17 protein-coding genes are annotated in these 17,719 nt (G+C 65.9%); 14 read left to right on the top strand and 3 right to left on the bottom strand.

Annotated features, from left to right (window positions below; translation table 11 throughout):
- The first annotated feature begins 169 nt into the window (after positions 1 to 169).
- Together RT513_RS07290 and cysS are read left to right on the top strand one after the other, a co-directional pair.
- A complete protein-coding gene (locus tag RT513_RS07290) occupies positions 170 to 1,705 on the top strand; it encodes an ATP-binding protein (RefSeq protein ID WP_409518404.1) in 1,536 nt (511 codons plus the stop codon).
- 100 nt (positions 1,706 to 1,805) lie between these two features.
- A complete protein-coding gene (cysS, locus tag RT513_RS07295; protein ID WP_290691131.1) occupies positions 1,806 to 3,176 on the top strand; it encodes a cysteine--tRNA ligase in 1,371 nt (456 codons plus the stop codon).
- Positions 3,177 to 3,180: 4 nt separating this feature from the next.
- On the opposite strand, the gene RT513_RS07300 is transcribed toward cysS, so the two are convergent.
- From RT513_RS07300 to miaA, 3 genes are all read right to left on the bottom strand, one after another.
- A complete protein-coding gene (locus RT513_RS07300; protein WP_290691128.1) occupies positions 3,181 to 3,711 on the bottom strand; it encodes a GNAT family N-acetyltransferase in 531 nt (176 codons plus the stop codon).
- Positions 3,712 to 3,716: 5 nt separating this feature from the next.
- Positions 3,717 to 4,508 carry a helix-turn-helix transcriptional regulator gene (locus RT513_RS07305; RefSeq protein ID WP_290691125.1) on the bottom strand — a complete coding sequence of 264 codons (792 nt, stop codon included), beginning with the start codon at positions 4,506 to 4,508 and terminating at the stop codon, positions 3,717 to 3,719.
- Positions 4,509 to 4,607: 99 nt separating this feature from the next.
- Entirely contained in the window at positions 4,608 to 5,480 is an 873-nt protein-coding gene (gene miaA / locus RT513_RS07310) for a tRNA (adenosine(37)-N6)-dimethylallyltransferase MiaA (RefSeq protein WP_290691123.1), read from the bottom strand.
- Between the two features lie 117 nt (positions 5,481 to 5,597).
- Here miaA and pyrH point away from each other — a divergent pair, with 117 nt between their 5' ends.
- The 12 genes from pyrH (at position 5,598) to lpxB (ending at position 17,710) form a co-directional block, all read left to right on the top strand.
- Positions 5,598 to 6,335, top strand: a complete 738-nt coding sequence (gene pyrH, locus RT513_RS07315; RefSeq protein ID WP_088214845.1) for a UMP kinase — start codon at positions 5,598 to 5,600, stop codon at positions 6,333 to 6,335.
- A gap of 158 nt (positions 6,336 to 6,493) precedes the next feature.
- Positions 6,494 to 7,054 (top strand): ribosome recycling factor, encoded by a 561-nt coding sequence (gene frr, locus RT513_RS07320; protein WP_035712864.1) that lies wholly within the window; start codon positions 6,494 to 6,496, stop codon positions 7,052 to 7,054.
- Positions 7,055 to 7,071: 17 nt separating this feature from the next.
- The gene (gene uppS / locus RT513_RS07325) at positions 7,072 to 7,818 is read left to right on the top strand and encodes a polyprenyl diphosphate synthase (protein WP_088214846.1); all 747 of its coding nucleotides are present in this window, start codon (positions 7,072 to 7,074) and stop codon (positions 7,816 to 7,818) included.
- Complete coding sequence (locus RT513_RS07330) at positions 7,818 to 8,612, top strand: phosphatidate cytidylyltransferase (RefSeq protein ID WP_290691118.1); 795 nt, start codon at positions 7,818 to 7,820, stop codon at positions 8,610 to 8,612. Before uppS ends, RT513_RS07330 begins: the two co-directional genes overlap by 1 nt.
- Entirely contained in the window at positions 8,613 to 9,797 is a 1,185-nt protein-coding gene (dxr, locus tag RT513_RS07335) for a 1-deoxy-D-xylulose-5-phosphate reductoisomerase (RefSeq protein ID WP_290691115.1), read from the top strand.
- A gap of 3 nt (positions 9,798 to 9,800) precedes the next feature.
- Positions 9,801 to 11,141 (top strand): RIP metalloprotease RseP, encoded by a 1,341-nt coding sequence (gene rseP / locus RT513_RS07340; protein ID WP_290691113.1) that lies wholly within the window; start codon positions 9,801 to 9,803, stop codon positions 11,139 to 11,141.
- 131 nt (positions 11,142 to 11,272) lie between these two features.
- The gene (bamA, locus tag RT513_RS07345) at positions 11,273 to 13,690 is read left to right on the top strand and encodes an outer membrane protein assembly factor BamA (protein WP_290691110.1); all 2,418 of its coding nucleotides are present in this window, start codon (positions 11,273 to 11,275) and stop codon (positions 13,688 to 13,690) included.
- A 6-nt stretch (positions 13,691 to 13,696) separates the two neighbouring features.
- A complete protein-coding gene (locus tag RT513_RS07350) occupies positions 13,697 to 14,326 on the top strand; it encodes an OmpH family outer membrane protein (RefSeq protein WP_290691107.1) in 630 nt (209 codons plus the stop codon).
- 63 nt (positions 14,327 to 14,389) lie between these two features.
- Entirely contained in the window at positions 14,390 to 14,914 is a 525-nt protein-coding gene (gene fabZ / locus RT513_RS07355) for a 3-hydroxyacyl-ACP dehydratase FabZ (protein WP_084695201.1), read from the top strand.
- A complete protein-coding gene (lpxA, locus tag RT513_RS07360) occupies positions 14,911 to 15,708 on the top strand; it encodes an acyl-ACP--UDP-N-acetylglucosamine O-acyltransferase (protein ID WP_088214852.1) in 798 nt (265 codons plus the stop codon). Before fabZ ends, lpxA begins: the two co-directional genes overlap by 4 nt.
- Positions 15,705 to 16,523, top strand: coding sequence for an LpxI family protein (locus RT513_RS07365; RefSeq protein WP_290691098.1), 819 nt, complete (start codon positions 15,705 to 15,707; stop codon positions 16,521 to 16,523). The genes lpxA and RT513_RS07365 overlap by 4 nt, the downstream gene beginning before the upstream one ends.
- Positions 16,520 to 17,710: a lipid-A-disaccharide synthase gene (lpxB, locus tag RT513_RS07370; protein WP_290691096.1), complete on the top strand. Its 1,191-nt coding sequence runs from the start codon at positions 16,520 to 16,522 to the stop codon at positions 17,708 to 17,710. Before RT513_RS07365 ends, lpxB begins: the two co-directional genes overlap by 4 nt.
- Positions 17,711 to 17,719: the final 9 nt, after the last annotated feature.

The following is a 17,719-nucleotide window of genomic DNA, read 5'->3' on the forward strand; positions in this document are numbered from 1 at the left end:
AATGGTGGCCGGCTTCAAATCGGAATGCCTGGCCGGATAACCTCGGAATCTGCACGCGACACCGCCCCGCAATGGAGAGGAAACGCGACTCATCACGGCGAAGGGGCCGCTTGCCGTTCTGGTTCACGACCTGCCCTCCACGGGGGATCGCCGGGTCTTGCTGCTGCCCATGGAGGAGCCTGCCTGCAACGCCAGCGGTTCTGCCGAGGATCTGCCGGTCGCGTTGCTGGAGCTCGCGCCTGACGGAAGGGTGCTCTCTGCCAACCGCGCCGCTCGGGAAATCCTCTGCCCACCGGAGGGGGAGGCCCTGCTGCACGACCTCGTGGAAGGGCTTGGCCGCCCTGTGAGCGACTGGATTGCCGATGCGATGGCAGGGCGGACACTCAACAAGCCGGAGATCCTGCGTGCCTCCCGGGCCGGTCGCGAGTTCTACGTACAGATCGTCCTGCGCCGCGTGCGGAACGGCGGCCGCATGCGGCTTATCGCCGTGCTGAACGACGCCACCGAGCATCAGAACCTCCAGTCGCAGTTCATCCAGAGCCAGAAGATGCAGGCGATAGGCCAGCTCGCCGGTGGTGTGGCGCATGATTTCAACAACCTGCTGACCGCGATTTCCGGCCATTGCGATCTCCTCCTGCTCCGTCACCGGCCCGGTGACCCGGAGTTCGCCGATCTGGAGCAGATCAGGCAGAATGCCGATCGTGCGGCGGGGCTCGTACGGCAGCTGCTCGCCTATTCGCGCAAGCAGACGCTTCAGGCCGAGGTGCTGGATCTGCGCGCCGTGCTGGCCGACGCCATGCATCTGCTGAACCGGCTGGTGGGGGAGCGGGTGCGGGTGATCTTCCGCAATGACGATGCGCTCCGCCTTGTGCGTGCCGACAGGCGGCAGCTTGAGCAGGTGATGATGAACCTCGTCGTCAATGCCCGTGACGCGATCGGTGGTTCCGGCAACATCTGGGTGGAAACGGAAGCACTGCGGTTGAACGCGCCGCTGTCGCGGGACCGGGCGAGCGTTCCGGCTGGCGATTATTCCGTGATCCGCGTGCGCGATGAGGGAAGCGGTATCCCGCCCGACATGCTCACCAAGATCTTCGAGCCATTCTTTACCACGAAGCGGCCCGGAGAGGGGACGGGTCTCGGCCTTTCCACCGTTTACGGCATCGTGAAACAGTCGGGCGCCTTCATCTTCGTGGATTCGGTTCTGGGCGAAGGCACGACATTCACCCTCTATTTTCCCGTTCATATCGCCGCTCTGCGCGCGGAGCCAAAGCCGGCGCCTCCGAAACTCCCCCCGACCCAGGCAGGCGGCGTGGTGCTGCTGGTGGAGGATGAGGCGCCCGTACGCGCCTTCGCCGCCCGTGCGCTTCGGCTGAAGGGGTTTACCGTGCTCGAGGCGGACAGCGGGGACGCCGCCCTTGCCCTGACGTCGGAGCCCGATTTGCGCATCGACGTGATTGTGAGCGATGTCATCATGCCCGGCATCGACGGGCCCACCTGGGTCGCCAGGGCCATGCATCAGCGACCCGACATGCGGGTGATCTTCGTCTCCGGCTATGCGGAGGAGTCGTTTGGCGAAATCCGCGCCCGGATGCCGAATTCTACTTTCCTGCCGAAGCCGTTCTCCCTCGCCCAGCTGACCGAAGCGGTGAGCGCGGAGGTCGGTCGCCGGCCCGTGACGGAGGCAGAACTGGAACCGGTGGCCTGAGAGCTTCCGGCAGTCCGACTTCCGAGCGCTGCGCCATATCGGTGGCCGGTTTGCATCGACGGTGAAATCCGGCTAACTGCGCGCGGCGCCGGAGGATATGATGGTCGAGATTTCACTGCACAACACGCTGACCCGGCGGCGCGAGGTTTTCGCGCCGCTCGATCCCGAAGATGTGCGGATGTATGTCTGCGGACCGACCGTCTATGACCGCGCCCATCTGGGCAATGGCCGCCCCGTCGTGGTGTTCGACACGCTCTTCCGGCTGCTGCGGCATGTTTATGGGCCGGACCACGTGACCTACGTCCGCAACTTCACCGATGTGGATGACAAGATCAACGCGCGTGCTCAGGCGGAAGGTGTCCCGATCGGGCGCATCACCGAAGAGACGATCGCCTGGTATCATGCCGACATGGACGCACTCGGCGCGCTCCGCCCGACGGCGGAGCCGCGCGCAACGGAGCATATCGGCTCCATGATCGCCATGATCGCCTCGCTCATCGCACGTGGACACGCCTATGAAGCGGAGGGCCATGTGCTGTTCGACGTGCGGAGCTTTGCCGATTATGGGCGGCTTTCGGGCCGGTCGGTGGATGACATGATCGCCGGGGCGCGCGTGGAAGTGGCGCCCTACAAACGCGATCCGATGGATTTCGTGCTCTGGAAGCCCTCGACGCCGGATCTGCCCGGTTGGGACAGCCCCTGGGGCCGGGGCCGTCCCGGATGGCACATCGAATGCTCCGCGATGAGCTTTGAGCTGCTGGGGCCGAGTTTCGACATTCATGGCGGCGGGATCGACCTGCAGTTTCCGCATCATGAGAACGAGATCGCGCAGAGCTGCTGCGCCCATCCGGAGGGCAGTTTCGCGCGCTACTGGCTGCATAACGAGATGCTTCAGGTGGAAGGGAAGAAGATGTCGAAATCCCTCGGCAACTTCTTCACCGTGCGCGACCTTCTGGAACAGGGTTGGCCGGGCGAGGTGATCCGTTTCGTCTATCTCGGAACCCATTACGGTAAACCGATGGACTGGACCGCGGAGAAGGCGGAGCAGGCGCGGGCGACGCTGGCGCGTTGGCGTGCGCTGACACGGGGGGTGTCCCCTGCGGCGGAGCCGGCGCCGGACCTTCTGGCCGCGCTTGGCGACGATCTGAACACGGCGGGTGCGATCGCGGTTCTCCACGGATTGGCGAATTCCGGGGATGCGGCGGGGCTGAAGGCTTCGGCCGCGCTGCTGGGTCTGCTCGACGATGAGCACGACTGGACGCAGCGGGAGGTCGCTCCACAGGTCGCGGCGCGGATTGATGCGCTGCTTCTGGAGCGGGCTGCGGCGCGGAAGGCGCGGGATTTCGCCCGCGCCGATGCGCTGCGCGACGGGTTTCAGCGGGCCGGGCTCATCGTTCGCGACACGCCGCAGGGCGCGGAATGGGAGGCGGGGCCGAATTTCGACCCAGCCGAGATACTGCGCCTGGAATGACCGCTCAGCCTGGCGGCGTCTGATCGCCCGACCCCAGCGCCCGCTGCATCAGCACGGAGTCGAGCCAGCGACCGTGCTTGAACCCGATGGAGCGAAAGGTCCCCGTGAGGGTAAAGCCGAATCGCCGGTGCAGCGCGATGGACCCTGCGTTGCCGCTGTCGCCGATGACCGCGATCATCTGCCGCCACGGGCCCTTTGCGCAATCCGCGATGAGGCGGGAAAGCAGGGCGCTGCCAACGCCCCGCCCCGCCAGATCCGGCGCGACATAGATCGAATCCTCAACCGTGTAGCGATAGGCGGGGCGGGGCCGGTAAGTTCCGGCATAGGCGTAGCCCAGCACACCGTCTGCCCCTTCCGCCACCAGATGCGGCAGGCCGAGCGTCAGGACGCTCTCCCGCCGCCGGGCCATCTCAGGCAGGTCCGGGGGTGTTTCCTCAAAGCTCGCGACGCCATGCAGGACATGGTGGGCATAGATGCGCTGGATCGCGCAAAGGTCGTCTTCCACCGACGGGCGGATAAGCAGATCGTCTGTCATCGTTGTCAGCCATTCCGGCGGAAGGACGCCGGGGATTTTCCTGTGCGCTGGTGAAAGGCGCGGGTGAAGTAGGCGGGGGAACTGAAGCCGAGCGCCCGCGCGACTTCTACGACCGGCAAATGCTGTTCGGCAAGCAATCGGCGCGCCTCCACGATCAGCCTGTCCTGCAGCAGCGTATGCGCGGATCGCCCCGCCGCCGCGTAGCAGGCCCGCGACAGATGACCCGGCGTCACGCCGAGATCATGCGCAAAATCCACCACGTCGCGCGGGGCATAAGGCATGCGGTCCAGAAGTTGCACGTAGCGCGCCACGAGCTGCTTCTCCGGGTCGTCGCCGCTCTCCCCCCGGCGGAGCGCCTGTCGCTCCATCCAGACGCAGATCAGGCCGAGCCAGCACTGCGCCGCCTGCTCCCGGCCGGGGCGCAGACCATCCAGTTCGCGGGCGAGGTGATCGATGAGCTGGTTCAGCTCAAGCTGTACGGGTGTTTCGCGTGCGCGGATATGCAGCGGCTCGAAGGGCAGCGGGAGGCCGTGGCTGCGTCCGAAGAAGACCGCGGAGCCGAAAACCTGGGGGTGCGCTTCAAAACCGTGCATGGTCTCCGCAGGCAAAAAGATCGCGTTATGAGGCCCGTAGCCGCGAATCTCTCCGCCTGCCGACAAACGCCCCTGACCGCGGGTGAACCAGTAGAGCACCGGCTCTCCCCATGACCGTCGCGCCTCCGTATGCCACTTGCCCGCCTGCACGATGCGGGAGATGGGGGCGACGCGGAGAGTGGGAAGCACGGGCAGACTGTTCATCGGCGCTCCTTCTGTGCCACCGATCTTACTGAGCCCGCGCATCTTACAAAGCGGCTTCGCGCGCTACTGTCGTCAAGGTTGTCCTGCGTTGCGCCGCCGCTACGGTTGCGGGAGGCGGTGCCACCCGCCCATTCGACGTCGGAACCAGGTCCGCTGCCGCTTCGCATATTGGCGGGTCGCGGCCTTGGCCAGTTCCATCGCCGCGTCGAGGGACATTTCTCCATTGAGATGGGCCAGCAGTTCGGGCGCGCCGATCGCGCGGGAGGAGGGGCGCGCCGGATCCCAATGCGGAAGCTCCGCCCGCACCTCCTCCAGCGCGCCTGCGTCGATCATGCGGTCGAAGCGCCTGTCGATCCGCTCGGCCAGCCAGTCCCGCTCCGCATCGAGATGGAGCAGAGTTGCCGCCCCGCGCGGAAGGAGAGGCGGGCCGGTTTCCGCCTGCCATGCGGCGATGCCGCGCCCCGTGGCGCGCAGAACCTCCCAGGCCCGCTGCACCCTGGCCCGATTGCGCAGGTCGATCTTCGCCGCGGTTTCCGGGTCTAGCTGCCCGATCAGCCGCTCCAGCGACAGGCCGTCTGCCTCCTCCCGAACCGCGCCGGGGGTCGGGGGAATTTCGGCGAGCCCTTCCGTCAGCGCGGTGAGATACAATCCGGTGCCGCCGACGATGATCGGGCGGGCACTGCCCCGCAGCAGAGGCGCCACATCCCGCAGCCAGTGACCCACCGAATAGTCCGCCTCGCGAGCGACATGGCCGTATAGAAGGTGGGGAATCCCGGCCTTCTCCGCCTCGCTCGGACGCGCCGTGAGGACACGCCAGTTGGCATAAACCTGCAAGGCATCGGCATTGACGATGACGCCGCCGAAGCGCTGTACCAACTCAATCGCCAGCGCTGACTTGCCCGAGGCCGTGCACCCGGCAATAAGGATCGGCCTGTCGTCAATTAGATCAGAGTATTGTAGGTAACTATTCATCCGATTTGTCAGAAATGAGGGGTTTTTGCCTGCCGATGCGCTTCTGCGTTGAACCTTCCGGGTTTTTGAGACATTTTCCCCACTCGGGGAATAGTAGAAGTCGAAAGGAACCGCCGCATGAGCGATGCGCCGAACCCGTCGTCACAGGTCAAGTACAAGCGCGTCCTGCTCAAGATCTCCGGCGAGGCCCTGATGGGCGATCAGGGATATGGGCTTCACCCTCCGACGGTCGCGCGGATCGCCGCAGAGGTGAAGACCGTCCATGATCTCGGTGTCGAGATATGCATGGTCATCGGCGGGGGCAATATCTTCCGCGGCCTCCAGGGTTCCGCCCAGGGCATGGAGCGGACGACGGCGGATTACATGGGTATGCTCGCCACGGTGATGAACGCGCTCGCCATGCAGGCCGCGCTGGAGGCGCTCCACATCCACACCCGTGTCATCTCCGCCATTCCGATGGATCAGGTCTGCGAGCCCTATATCCGCCGCCGCGCCGTCCGACATCTGGAGAAGAAGCGCGTCTGCATCTTCGCCGCAGGCACCGGCAACCCGTTCTTCACGACGGATACGGCAGGCGCTCTCCGCGCCGTGGAGATGAGCTGCGAGGCGATCTTCAAGGGAACGAAGGTGGACGGTATCTACGACAAGGATCCGAAGAAGTTTGATGATGCAAAGCGTTATGATACAATTACCTACGACGAAGCGCTCATCAAGAATCTGAAGGTCATGGATGCCTCTGCGCTTGCTCTTGCCCGCGACAATGACCTGCCGATCATCGTGTTCTCGCTGGACGAGCCGGGCGGTTTCGTCGGCATTCTCCGGGGCGAGGGGCGGTCCACGCTGGTACACGGCTGACGACGCCGCCGATGGTGTGGTGGCGCGGTATTCCCGCCGCGTCCGCCGCGGCAATCTTCTCCGCGATCTTCTCTGTGCAATTCGCCTCGTTATCGCTATACCGGGCCAAAATGGCTGCGTCTTGAGCGGCGCGGCACGGAACTGGAGACCAACTTATCATGGCGGATGACATCACCGAAATCGATCTTGCGGATCTGGAGCGGCGCATGGATGGCGCCATGGCCTCGCTGCGCACCGAATTCGCCTCTCTTCGCACCGGGCGGGCCTCGGCCACCATCGTGGAACCGATCCAGGTCGATGCCTACGGATCGATGACGCCGGTCAACCAGCTTGGCACCGTCAACGTGCCGGAGCCGCGCATGATCACGATCAACGTCTGGGACAAGGGTCTCGTCTCCAAGGTGGAGCGGGCGATCCGCGATTCCGGTCTGGGTATCAATCCGGTTGTGGACGGCACGATCATCCGGCTGCCGATCCCCGAACTGAACGAAGAGCGCCGCCGCGATCTGACCCGCGTCGCCGCGCAATATGCCGAACATGCGCGCGTCGCGATCCGCAACGTTCGCCGGGACGGCATGGACCAGATCAAGAAGGCCAAGGGCATGTCCGAGGACGACCAGAAGATGTGGTCGGACGAGGTGCAGGACCTGACCGACAAGTCCATTGCCGCGGTGGACAAGGCTCTGGAGAGCAAGCAGCAAGAGATCATGCAGGTCTGATCGATCTGAGAAGGCCAATGCCGAGCCATTCCGGGGACAGGATCGTGGCGGAAAGACCCAGCACAGACGCGCTTCACGTGGCGATCATCATGGATGGCAACGGCCGATGGGCCGTGCGCAAGGGCTGGCCCCGGCTTATGGGGCACCGCCGCGGCGCAGAGCGAGTGAAGGAGATCGTGGCAGCCTGTCCCGATCTCGGCATCCGTTACCTCACCGTCTATGCCTTCTCCACGGAGAACTGGAAACGATCCACGGAGGAGGTGCTGGGCCTTATGTCCATCTTCTCCCGCTATATCGAGAACGAGGCCGAGCGCATGAACGCGGGCGGTGTGCGCCTGCGGTTCATCGGCGACCGCTCGCGGCTGGACAGGCGGCTTCAGCGGCTCATGGCCCGGATCGAGGAACATACCTCGACCAATGACCGGCTCCACCTGACCGTCGCGATCAACTACGGCGGCCGCAACGAGCTGGCCCGTGCCACGCGGAAGGTGGCGGAGAAGGTCGCCCGCGGCGAAATCCGGGCGGAGGATGTCACGGAAGCCACCCTTGAGGGGGAGCTGGACACGGCTTTCCTTCCCGAGCCGGACCTTGTCATCCGCACCAGCGGGGAGACGCGGGTTTCCAATTTCCTGCTCTGGCAGGCGGCCTATGCCGAATACGAGTTCACCCCCACGCTCTGGCCCGACTTCACACCGCAGGAGCTGGGCTGCATCCTTGACCGCTATTCGCTGCGTGAGCGGCGGTTCGGCGCGCAGGCGGTCTGATGGCGGCGCAGTTCCAGGATCTCGCGCCCCGGTTCATCTCGGGTGCGGTTCTCGCCCTCATCGGGCTGATCGCCATGTGGGTCGGCGGCTGGGTGTTCCTGATACTCGTGACGGTGCTGATCGGCCTGATGGTCTGGGAGCTGCAGCGCATCTGCACGCTTCCCGAAACCACGCCGGTCGGCGTTCTGCTGGCCCTGCTCGCCGCGCTCGCGGTGTTCCTGTGGGGGGTGCTGCCGATCGGTTTCGTACTGCCCTTTGCGCTGCTTCCCGCGATGCTCGGCATCGGGAACCTGCCGCGGAACCGGACGATCTTCGCGGTCTATTCCTCCTTCATGATCGTCGCCGGTTTCGGGCTTCTGCATCTCCGGCAGGATTACGGCTTCGTCTGGATGTCATGGCTCGTGCTGGTGGTCGTGGGAACGGATGTCTTCGGCTACTTTGCCGGTCGCATCATCGGTGGGCCGAAGTTCTGGCCGAAGGTCAGCCCGAAAAAGACATGGTCCGGTACGCTCGCGGGCTGGGCCGCCGCTGCGGGAATAGGTGCGATCTACGTGCTGGCAACCGGCGCGCGGTGGGAGCTGGTTGGCGTTTCCATTGCGATCTCAATGGCCTCCCAGCTTGGCGATGTCGCGGAAAGCGCGGTCAAGCGGCGGATGGGGGTGAAGGATGCCTCCAACATCATCCCCGGCCACGGCGGGGTCATGGACCGGTTCGACGCCATGCTCGGCGCCTCGGTATTCCTCATGCTGGTGGAGCGGCTGGCGGACTTCAACCTGATCGTCTGGGGCCTCTGAATGCGGCGCGTCACGGTCTTTGGCTCGACCGGGTCGATCGGGGAGAGCACGCTCGATCTGCTGTCGCGGGAACAGGATGTGCAGGTGGTGGCCCTGACCGGCGGGCGGAACGTCGCACGGCTGGCCGAACAGGCCCGCGCCCTGCGCGCCGAGCTTGCGGTGACTGCCTTCGAGGAGTGCCTTCCCGATCTCCGGGCCGCGCTGGACGGCTCGGGCATTGAGGCTGCGGCGGGAAGCGCTGCGCTGCTGGAGGCGGCGGATCGCCCCGCAGACTGGGTGATGTCGGCCATTGTCGGAGCCGCGGGGCTGGCGCCGGGGATGCGTGCCCTCGGGCAGGGCAGGGTGCTGGCGCTGGCGAACAAGGAGAGCCTCGTTTCCGCCGGTCCGCTGTTGCTGGGCAAAGCAGCGCGGCACGGAGCGACTGTCCTGCCGGTGGACAGCGAGCATTCCGCGATCTTTCAGGCGCTCCGCGGTGAGGACCCCGCGACGGTGGAGCGGGTCGTCATCACCGCCTCTGGCGGGCCATTCCGAACCTGGAGCCATGAGGCGCTCGCCCGCGCCACCCCTGCGGAGGCCGGCCGCCATCCCAACTGGGACATGGGACAACGCATAACGATCGACAGCGCATCGCTTTTCAACAAGGCGATGGAAATCATTGAAACCCGCGAGTTCTTTGGATTTTCTCCCGCGCAGATCGAGGTTCTGGTTCACCCGCAATCCGCCGTGCACGCATTGGTCGGTTTCATCGACGGTGCGCTTATGGCGCATCTCGGCGCGCCCGACATGCGCCATGCCATCGGCCATGCGCTGCACTGGCCGGAGCGGCGACCGCTGCCGGTGGAGCGGCTCGATCTGGCACGGCTCGGGCGGCTGGACTTCGAGGCGCCGGATGAGGTCCGCTTCCCCGCGCTCCGTCTCGCACGCGAAGTGATGGGGGCGGGCGGCCTTGCGGGCGCGGTGTTCACGGCGGCCAAGGAAACCGCTCTCGATCATTTCATCGCGGGGCGGATCGGTTTTCTCGACATGGCGGGCGTGGTGGAGGAAAGTCTGACGCGCCTCGCCGCTCGGCCGGACTTCGGGCGGCCCGCCGACGATCTGGACGCCGTTCTGGCGATGGACGATCTCGCGCGCCGCACGGCGGGAGAGATCGCGGCGATGCGCGGCCTGACCACGACGGGAGCTTGAGGCTTGGAGACTATCGGACTGATCCCCTCCTTCGGGAGCTTCGCGGCGACGATCATCGCCTTCGTCGTGGCGCTGTCGATCATCGTCGCCGTGCATGAATACGGCCATTACATCGTCGGTCGCTGGACGGGGATCAAGGCGGACGTGTTTTCGCTGGGATTCGGTCCTGTGCTGTTTTCCCGCGTGGACAGGCACGGCACACGCTGGCAAGTCGCGGCGCTGCCGCTCGGCGGCTACGTGAAGTTTCGCGGTGATGCCGACGCCGCTTCCGCCGGGGTGGATCAAGCCGCTCTCGCCGGGTTGAGTTCTCAGGAACGCCGGGCCACGATGCATGGTGCCCCGCTCTGGGCACGGGCGATGACGGTCGCTGCCGGGCCGGTGTTCAACTTCGTGCTCTCCATCGCGATCTTCGCCGGGTTCTTCATGATCCAGGGCATCGCGGCGGAGCAGCCGGTCGTGGGCCAGCTGCGCAACCTGCCGGGGCCAAGCCAGCAGATCCGCGAGGGCGACGTTATCCTCTCGGTGGGGGGCGTTCGGACGCCGGATACCTCGGCCTTCGTGCTGGCCGCGGACTTGCTGCAACCTGCGGAACGGGTGGCCTACCTCGTCCGTCGCGGGGGCGAGGAGACGACGGTGCAGGGGCCGTTTCCCTTTCCGCCCGTGGTGGACGGGGTGCAGCCGCAATCCGCCGCCGATGCTGCAGGATTGCAGCCGGGCGACGTGATCGTTTCGGTGAACGGCATGCAGATCAATGCCTTCCGGCAGCTTCGTGAAGCGGCCGGCGCCTCCGAAGGAAAGCCGATGACGCTGGGGGTCTGGCGCAACGGCGAGGTGTCGGACGTCACGCTTGCCCCGCGCAGCGCCGATCTTCCTGCGGCGGGCGGCGGGTTCGAGACGCGGTGGATGATCGGCCTGACCGGCGGCCCGGGATTCCTGCCCGACATGCGCCACCCCGGCCCGTTCGAGGCGATGAGTCTTGGTGCACAACAGACATGGTCGGTGGTCTCCACCAGCCTCTCCGAGCTCTGGCACATGCTGACCGGCGCGATCAGCTCCTGCAACCTGCGCGGCCCCATCGGAATCGCCGAGACGTCCGGCGCGGCGGCGAGCCAGGGCCTCGCCAGCTTCATCTGGTTCATCGCCGTCCTCTCTACCGCTGTCGGCATGATGAACCTCTTTCCTGTCCCGGTGCTGGACGGCGGGCATCTGGTCTTTCATGCTTGGGAGGCGGTGACGGGCCGTCCGCCTTCGGATCGGGCGCTCAGAATGCTCATGTCGGTGGGCCTCGCGATGCTGCTGACGCTCATGGTTTTCGCGCTCACCAACGACATCTTCTGTCCCTGACGGCAGGCGCCACGATCCATGGGCCTTTTCTGCCACGCGTGGCCTGCATTGGCGCGCGAGTGTTTTGACACGGACGCGCTTTCGGGCTAGTCAAAGTCAAACACAAAAAAGGGCAGAGCGGGGGCTTGCACATGGCGGAACGGAACGGGGCCCTCGGGGTGCGCCGCGATCGCTTGGGCGACCGGGCGCGAAGCGCCGCGATTTCGCTGTTTCTAGGGACGGCTGCGGCCTCGGCGCTGATGGTGCCGGTGGTCTACGCGCAGAGCTACAGCTTCTCCACCATCCGCGTGGTCGGCAACCAGTATGTCGACACGGCGACGATCTCCACCTATGCGGGGATTTCGCAGGGGCGGACGGTTTCCGCCGGGCAGCTGAACGATGCCTATCAGCGGATCATGAACTCCGGGTTGTTCGAATCCGTCGATCTGGAGCCGCAGGGTTCCACGCTGGTCGTACGGGTCACGGAATACCCGATGATCAACCGGATCGCCTTTGAGGGGAACCAGCGGATCAAGGATGAGCAGATCGCCGAAGCCGTGCAGTCCAAGGCGCGGCATGTGTACTCGCCCAGCCAGGCGGAGCAGGATGCCGCCGCGATCACCGACCTCTACCGTAACGCCGGCCGCGTCGCCGCGATTGTCGAGCCGAAGATCATCCGGCGGAGCGACAACCGCGTCGATCTCGTGTTCGAGGTTCGCGAAGGCGGCGTGGTGGAGATCGAGCGGATCAGCTTCAGCGGAAACCGTTCGTTCTCCGAAGGGCGGCTCCGGCAGGTTCTGGCCACGAAACAGGCTGGTCTGCTGCGGCGGCTCATCTCGTCCGACAGCTATGTCGAAGACCGGGTGGAGTTCGACAAGCAGCTTCTGACCGACTTCTACCGCTCGCGGGGCTTTGCCGATTTTCAGGTTCTCTCCGCGACATCCGAATTCTCCCGCGACCGGAACGCCTTCTTCCTGAACTTCAACTTGCGTGAGGGGCCGCGCTACACCGTGGGCCGCGTCTCCGTAGGCACCGATCTCCCCGATATCTCCGTGCCGGAGTTTCAGGAAGCGCTGCGCATGTCGTCGGGCGGCTACTACAACCCGACGGAGATCGACGCGAACATCACCCGGCTGGAACGGCTCGCGCTGCAGAAGGGCATGAACTTCGTCCGGGTGGAGCCGCGGCTGACCCGCGATCCGCAGAACGGCATCCTGAATGTCGAGTTCTTCGTGAACCGCGGCCCGCGCGTGTTCGTCGAGCGGATCGACATCGAGGGCAACCAGACCACGCTCGACCGGGTGGTCCGGCGGCAGTTCCGGGTGGTGGAAGGCGATCCCTACAACCCGCGCGAGATCCGCCAGACGGCGGAGCGTATCCGGGCGCTCGGGTATTTCTCCGACGTGCAGGCGAACGCACGGCCGGGCAGCACGCCCGAGCAGGTTATCGTCGATGTGGACGTGGTTGAGCAACCGACCGGCTCCCTCTCCTTCGGCGTGAGCTATGGGGTGGATTCCGGGGCGGGCTTCTCCGTCGGGCTTTCGGAGTCGAACTTCCTCGGCCGCGGGCAGACGGTCGCGCTGAACCTCAGCTCCGGAACGGAGGATACCAATACCTCCTTCACCTTCATCGAGCCGTTCTTCCTCGACCGCGATCTGCGGCTGCGGTTCAATCTCTATTACAACCGCGGCTCCACCTCGAACCGGATCCACTACAACACCCAGCGTGCCGGTATCGTGCCGTCGATCGAGTTCCCGATCAGCGAGCAGGGCCGGCTGGAACTGCGCTACCGTCTCTCGCGCGACAAGCTGACCAACGTGCCTTACGGCGATCCGGCGGCGAACGGCGATCCGACGATCAACAACACCGGCTCCTCCATGATCCTCCATCGGGAGGAGGATGAGGGCGCGCTTATCACCAGCGCGGTCGGCTATACCTACAAGTTCGACAACCGCACCACCGGCCTGACGCCGAACCGCGGCGTCTATTTCCAGTTCGGGCAGGATTTCCTCGGCGTCGGCGGCGATGTGAAGGCGATCACGACCACGGCGCTGCTCGGTGCGGAAATGAAGGTGATGAACGAGGATGTCACGCTCCGCGCAGAGGTGGAGGGCGGCAACATCCACATGCTCAGCGGGCAGGACAGCCGGGTGACGGATCGTTTCTTCCTGCGCGGCAAGATGCGTGGCTTCGAATCCTCCGGCCTTGGCCCCCGCGACCTCAGCGTATCGAACGAGGACGCGCTTGGCGGGAACATCTTCGCCGTCGCCCGTCTGGAGGCGGAATTCCCGCTTGGCCTGCCGCAGGAATACGGCATCTCGGGCGGGCTTTTCTGGGATGTCGGCTCGGTCTGGAGCCTCGACGATACGCAGGGCGGCCCTTATTACGGCTCCTGCCCGATCGCGAGTTGCGAGGTGGACGACAGCCTGCACTGGCGGTCCGCTGTCGGCTTCTCCGTGTTCTGGACGAGCCCGCTTGGCCCGCTGCGGTTCAACTTCTCCAAGGCGCTGGTCAAGGAGGATTACGACCGGGAGCAGAACTTCGACTTCACGGTTTCCACCCGGTTCTGACAGCAGATGCGCGCGCGACCGATCGCCTGCCTGATTTCCGCCGCTCTCTGGGGCGGCGGCGCGGCGGGGCAGGAGGCCGTGCCCGCTCCGCCGGTTCCGAATGTCTGGCCCGTGCCACATCCGGCTGCCGCCGTCACCCCGCTTCTGACCGTCGATCAGGAGCGGCTGTTTGCCGAAAGCGCCTTCGGGAAGGCTGCGCAACGGGCGCTGGAGGATGAGTCCCGCGCGCTCGCCGCCGAGAATCGCCGGATCGAAACCGAATTGGTGGAGGAGGAGCGCGCCCTGACCGACCTCCGCAAGACGCTTCCGGCGGATGATTTTCGCAAACGCGCCCAGGCGTTTGACGAGAAGGTCGTCCGCATCCGGCAGGAGCAGGATGCGAAGTCGCGCGATCTTGGCCGCCGGACGGATGAGGACAGGAAGCGCCTTCTGCAGGCGGCAGTGCCGATCCTCGCGCAGCTTGTCGCGGAGCGCGGGGCGGTCGCGGTTCTGGATGTGCGGGCAGTCCTCATCGCTTCAAGCCAGATCGATATTACCGATGACGCGATCACCCGGCTGGACACGGTGCTGGGGGAGGATTCCGGCGCGGAGGAGAAGTCGATACCTCCCGTCGAAGGTGCGCCTGGAACGCCCTGAGCGCGGCTTGTCAGCGCCGGGGGGAGTTGCTAGTCAGGCACCGACAGCCCGAGGAGGTTTCCGATGCCCGACACCGAGGCCGCCGAGGCCAAAACACCCGCGCCGAAGACCCGCCCCACCATACTGGAGGGGCCTGCTCCCGATGCGGATATCCAACTGGTTCAGCGGCTGATCCCGCACCGCTATCCTTTCCTGCTCATCGACAAGGTCGTGCAGATCGAGCTCAACCGCCGCGCCGTAGGCGTGCGGAACGTGTCGATCAGCGAGCCCGTGTTTCAAGGGCATTTCCCGGGCGTCCCGGTGTTTCCCGGCGTGATGATCGTGGAGGCGCTGGCCCAGACGTCCTGCGTGCTGGTCAGCCTGACGATGGACCTGCTGGACAAGAATGCTCTGGTTTACTTCATGTCCGTCGAGCAGGCCAAATTCCGGCGCAAGGTCATCCCGGGCGATGTGATGGAACTGGAAGTCGTCGTGAAGCGCGGCGGCGGGAAGGTCTGGAAGTTCGACGGCACCGCGCGCGTCGATGGGGAAATCGCCGCGCAGGCTGAATTCACCGCGATGATCGACCTCAGCCGGGCGCCCGCATGAGTATTGCCGCCTCCGCCATCATTCATCCGAGCGCCTTTGTGGAAGAGGGCGCCGTCATCGGCCCCGATTGCCACATCGGCCCGTTCTGCACCGTGGGTGCGGAGGTGACCCTGGGCCGGGGCGTCGTGCTGAAAAGCCATGCCGTTCTCACCGGCTGGACGGAAATCGGCGACGAGACCGTCGTTTTTCCCTTCGCCTGCATCGGAGAAATTCCGCAGGATCTGAAGTTCCGCGGGGAGCGGACGCGGCTGATCGTCGGTCGGCGCAATCGCATTCGCGAAGGTGTGACGATGAACACCGGGACCACTGGCGGCGGCGGCGTGACGCGTGTCGGCGACGACAACCTGTTCATGACGGGCGCGCATATCGGCCACGATTGCGAGATCGGCCATCGCACCGTGATGGCGAATCAGGTGGCCATCGCAGGGCACTGCCATATCGGCGACGATGTCATCATCGGCGGGCTGTCCGGCGTGCATCAATGGGTTCGGGTCGGGCAGGGCGCCATCATCGGCGCGGTGACGATGGTGACAAATGACGTCATCCCCTACGGTCTGGTTCAGGGCCCGCGGGGGGAGCTTGACGGGCTGAACCTCGTCGGGTTGAAGCGGCGCGGCGTGGAGCGGGCGGAGATTTCCGCGCTCCGGTCCGCCTATCAGGTGCTTGCCTCCGGCGAAGGCGCGTTCGTGGACCGGGCGCGGAAGCTCGCCGCGGAAACGGAAAGCGATCATGTGCGGCAGGTGGTGGATTTCATCCTCGGCCAGACCGACCGCTCCTTCCTGACGCCGCGATGAGCAGGGTCGCCATCATTGCGGGCACCGGTCGCCTGCCCGCGCTCCTCGCCGATACGCTTGAGACGCGGGAGGCGGGGTTCGTCCTTGCCGCCCTGCCGGGTGTCAGCGTCGAGGGGCGGGTTGTGGAGCCGTTCCGGTTCGAGCGTCTCGTGCCCTTCATGGACCGGCTGCATGAGCTCGACGTGGACCGGCTGATCTTTGCGGGCGGGCTTCGCCGTCCGAAGCTGGAACCCGATCAGTTCGACAGCCGCACGATGCAGCTCATACCCCGCGTGGCTGCCGCCATGCAGGGGGGGGACGATGCCATCCTGCGCGAGGTTCTGGCGATCTTTGAGGAGGATGGGTTTCGCGTCGTCGGCGCGGATGAGATCGCGCCCGAACTCGTGCCCGAGGCGGGTATCCTGACAGCCGCGCAACCTTCGTCTGCCGATGAACGGGACGTTGCCCGCGCGGCGGAGATCGTCCGTGCTATCGGAGCGGCGGATGTGGGGCAGGGTGCCGTTGTGGCGCAGGGCCTGTGTCTCGCGGCGGAATCGCTTCCCGGAACCGATGCGATGCTCGACTGGGTTGCCGGGATGCAGGGCCTGCGGCCCGATCCGGGCGGCGCGCGGGGCGTGCTCTACAAGGCGCCGAAACCCGGACAGGAGCGGCGCATGGATCTGCCCGCCATCGGCCCGCGCACGGTGGAACGGGCGGTCGCGGCAGGGCTTGCCGGCGTGGCCTTCGAGGCCGGCGGCGTCCTTCTGATCGACCGGGAGGAGATGGTGTCCATCGCCGATACCGCCGGCCTGTTCCTCTGGGCGCGGCAGCCGTGAAAGCCTATCTCGTCGCCGGTGAGCCGTCGGGAGACAGGCTCGGCGCGGCTCTGATGGCGGGGCTGAAGGCCCTTGTGCCCGAGATCGAATTCGTTGGGGTCGGTGGTCCCGGCATGGAGGCGGAAGGGTTGGCGAGCCTCTTTCCCATGGAGGAACTCTCCGTCATGGGGCTGATGGAGGTTCTGCCGAAGTATCGCCACCTTCTTCGCCGCAAGGATCAGGTCGTGGCCGACGTTCTCCGCCATCGGCCGGACGTTCTCATTACCATCGATGCGCCTGATTTCTGCCTCCGTGTCGCTGCGGGGGTGAAGGAGGTTCGTCCCGAACTGCGCACGGTGCATTACGTGGCGCCCTCCGTCTGGGCGTGGCGTCCCGGGCGGGCGAGGCGGATGGCGCGGATGATCGATCATGTCCTCGCCATCCTGCCCTTCGAGCCGCCCTACATGGAAGCCGCAGGCATGAGCTGCGATTTCGTCGGGCATCCCGTCGTGGCCGAACCGCAGGCCACGCCGGAGGAGGCATTGCGCTTCCGCCTCGCCCACGGCATCGCGCCGGAGGAGCCACTGCTCCTTGTCCTCCCCGGTTCGCGGAGGGGGGAGGTGGAGCGACTTGCCCCGGTTTTCGGCGAGACGATCGCCGCGTTGCCGGACCGCCCGCGCGTGGTGCTGCCCACCGTCCGCGGAGTCGCCGATCTTGTGGCCGAGGTAACCGCGCGCTGGCCCGTCAGGCCGTTGATCGTGCCCCCTGACGCGCCGGAAATGAAGCGGGCGGCGTTTGGTGCGGCGGACGCGGCCCTCGCCGCCTCCGGCACAGTGTCGCTGGAACTGGCGGCAGCGGATGTGCCCATGGTCATCGCGTATCGGTTCAACGCCCTCACATGGATGATGATCCGTAGGCTGGTAAAGATAGACACCGCGACTCTGGTCAATCTGGTGAGCGATACGCGCGCCGTGCCGGAGTTCATCGGCGAGAACTGCCGCCCGGAAAAAATAGCACCTGCGCTTGCAGAACTGCTTTCCGGCGGGCCGCTCCGCGCGGTGGAGGCAGAGGCGATGGCCACAACGATGGAGCGTCTTGGCCGGGGCGGGGAGCCGCCCGGGCTGCGCGCCGCGCGATCCGTGCTCCGCGTGACGCCCGCGTTGCTGGCAGGGGCCAAGCTGGCAGGGGCCAAGCTGACGGGGGCCTAAGCTGGCAGA

Source organism: Haematobacter sp., assembly GCF_032102465.1.
In the GTDB taxonomy this organism is placed as follows: Bacteria; Pseudomonadota; Alphaproteobacteria; order Rhodobacterales; family Rhodobacteraceae; genus Haematobacter.

Bases quoted from the DNA above. Each gene is read 5' to 3' on its own strand.
- RT513_RS07290 (WP_409518404.1), top strand. From the start codon at position 170: ATGGAGGAGCCTGCCTGCAACGCCAGCGGTTCTGCCGAGGATCTGCCG.
- cysS (WP_290691131.1), top strand. From the start codon at position 1,806: ATGGTCGAGATTTCACTGCACAACACGCTGACCCGGCGGCGCGAGGTT.
- RT513_RS07300 (WP_290691128.1), bottom strand. From the start codon at position 3,711: ATGACAGACGATCTGCTTATCCGCCCGTCGGTGGAAGACGACCTTTGC.
- RT513_RS07305 (WP_290691125.1), bottom strand. From the start codon at position 4,508: ATGAACAGTCTGCCCGTGCTTCCCACTCTCCGCGTCGCCCCCATCTCC.
- miaA (WP_290691123.1), bottom strand. From the start codon at position 5,480: ATGAATAGTTACCTACAATACTCTGATCTAATTGACGACAGGCCGATC.
- pyrH (WP_088214845.1), top strand. From the start codon at position 5,598: ATGAGCGATGCGCCGAACCCGTCGTCACAGGTCAAGTACAAGCGCGTC.
- frr (WP_035712864.1), top strand. From the start codon at position 6,494: ATGGCGGATGACATCACCGAAATCGATCTTGCGGATCTGGAGCGGCGC.
- uppS (WP_088214846.1), top strand. From the start codon at position 7,072: ATGCCGAGCCATTCCGGGGACAGGATCGTGGCGGAAAGACCCAGCACA.
- RT513_RS07330 (WP_290691118.1), top strand. From the start codon at position 7,818: ATGGCGGCGCAGTTCCAGGATCTCGCGCCCCGGTTCATCTCGGGTGCG.
- dxr (WP_290691115.1), top strand. From the start codon at position 8,613: ATGCGGCGCGTCACGGTCTTTGGCTCGACCGGGTCGATCGGGGAGAGC.
- bamA (WP_290691110.1), top strand. From the start codon at position 11,273: ATGGCGGAACGGAACGGGGCCCTCGGGGTGCGCCGCGATCGCTTGGGC.
- RT513_RS07350 (WP_290691107.1), top strand. From the start codon at position 13,697: ATGCGCGCGCGACCGATCGCCTGCCTGATTTCCGCCGCTCTCTGGGGC.
- fabZ (WP_084695201.1), top strand. From the start codon at position 14,390: ATGCCCGACACCGAGGCCGCCGAGGCCAAAACACCCGCGCCGAAGACC.
- lpxA (WP_088214852.1), top strand. From the start codon at position 14,911: ATGAGTATTGCCGCCTCCGCCATCATTCATCCGAGCGCCTTTGTGGAA.
- RT513_RS07365 (WP_290691098.1), top strand. From the start codon at position 15,705: ATGAGCAGGGTCGCCATCATTGCGGGCACCGGTCGCCTGCCCGCGCTC.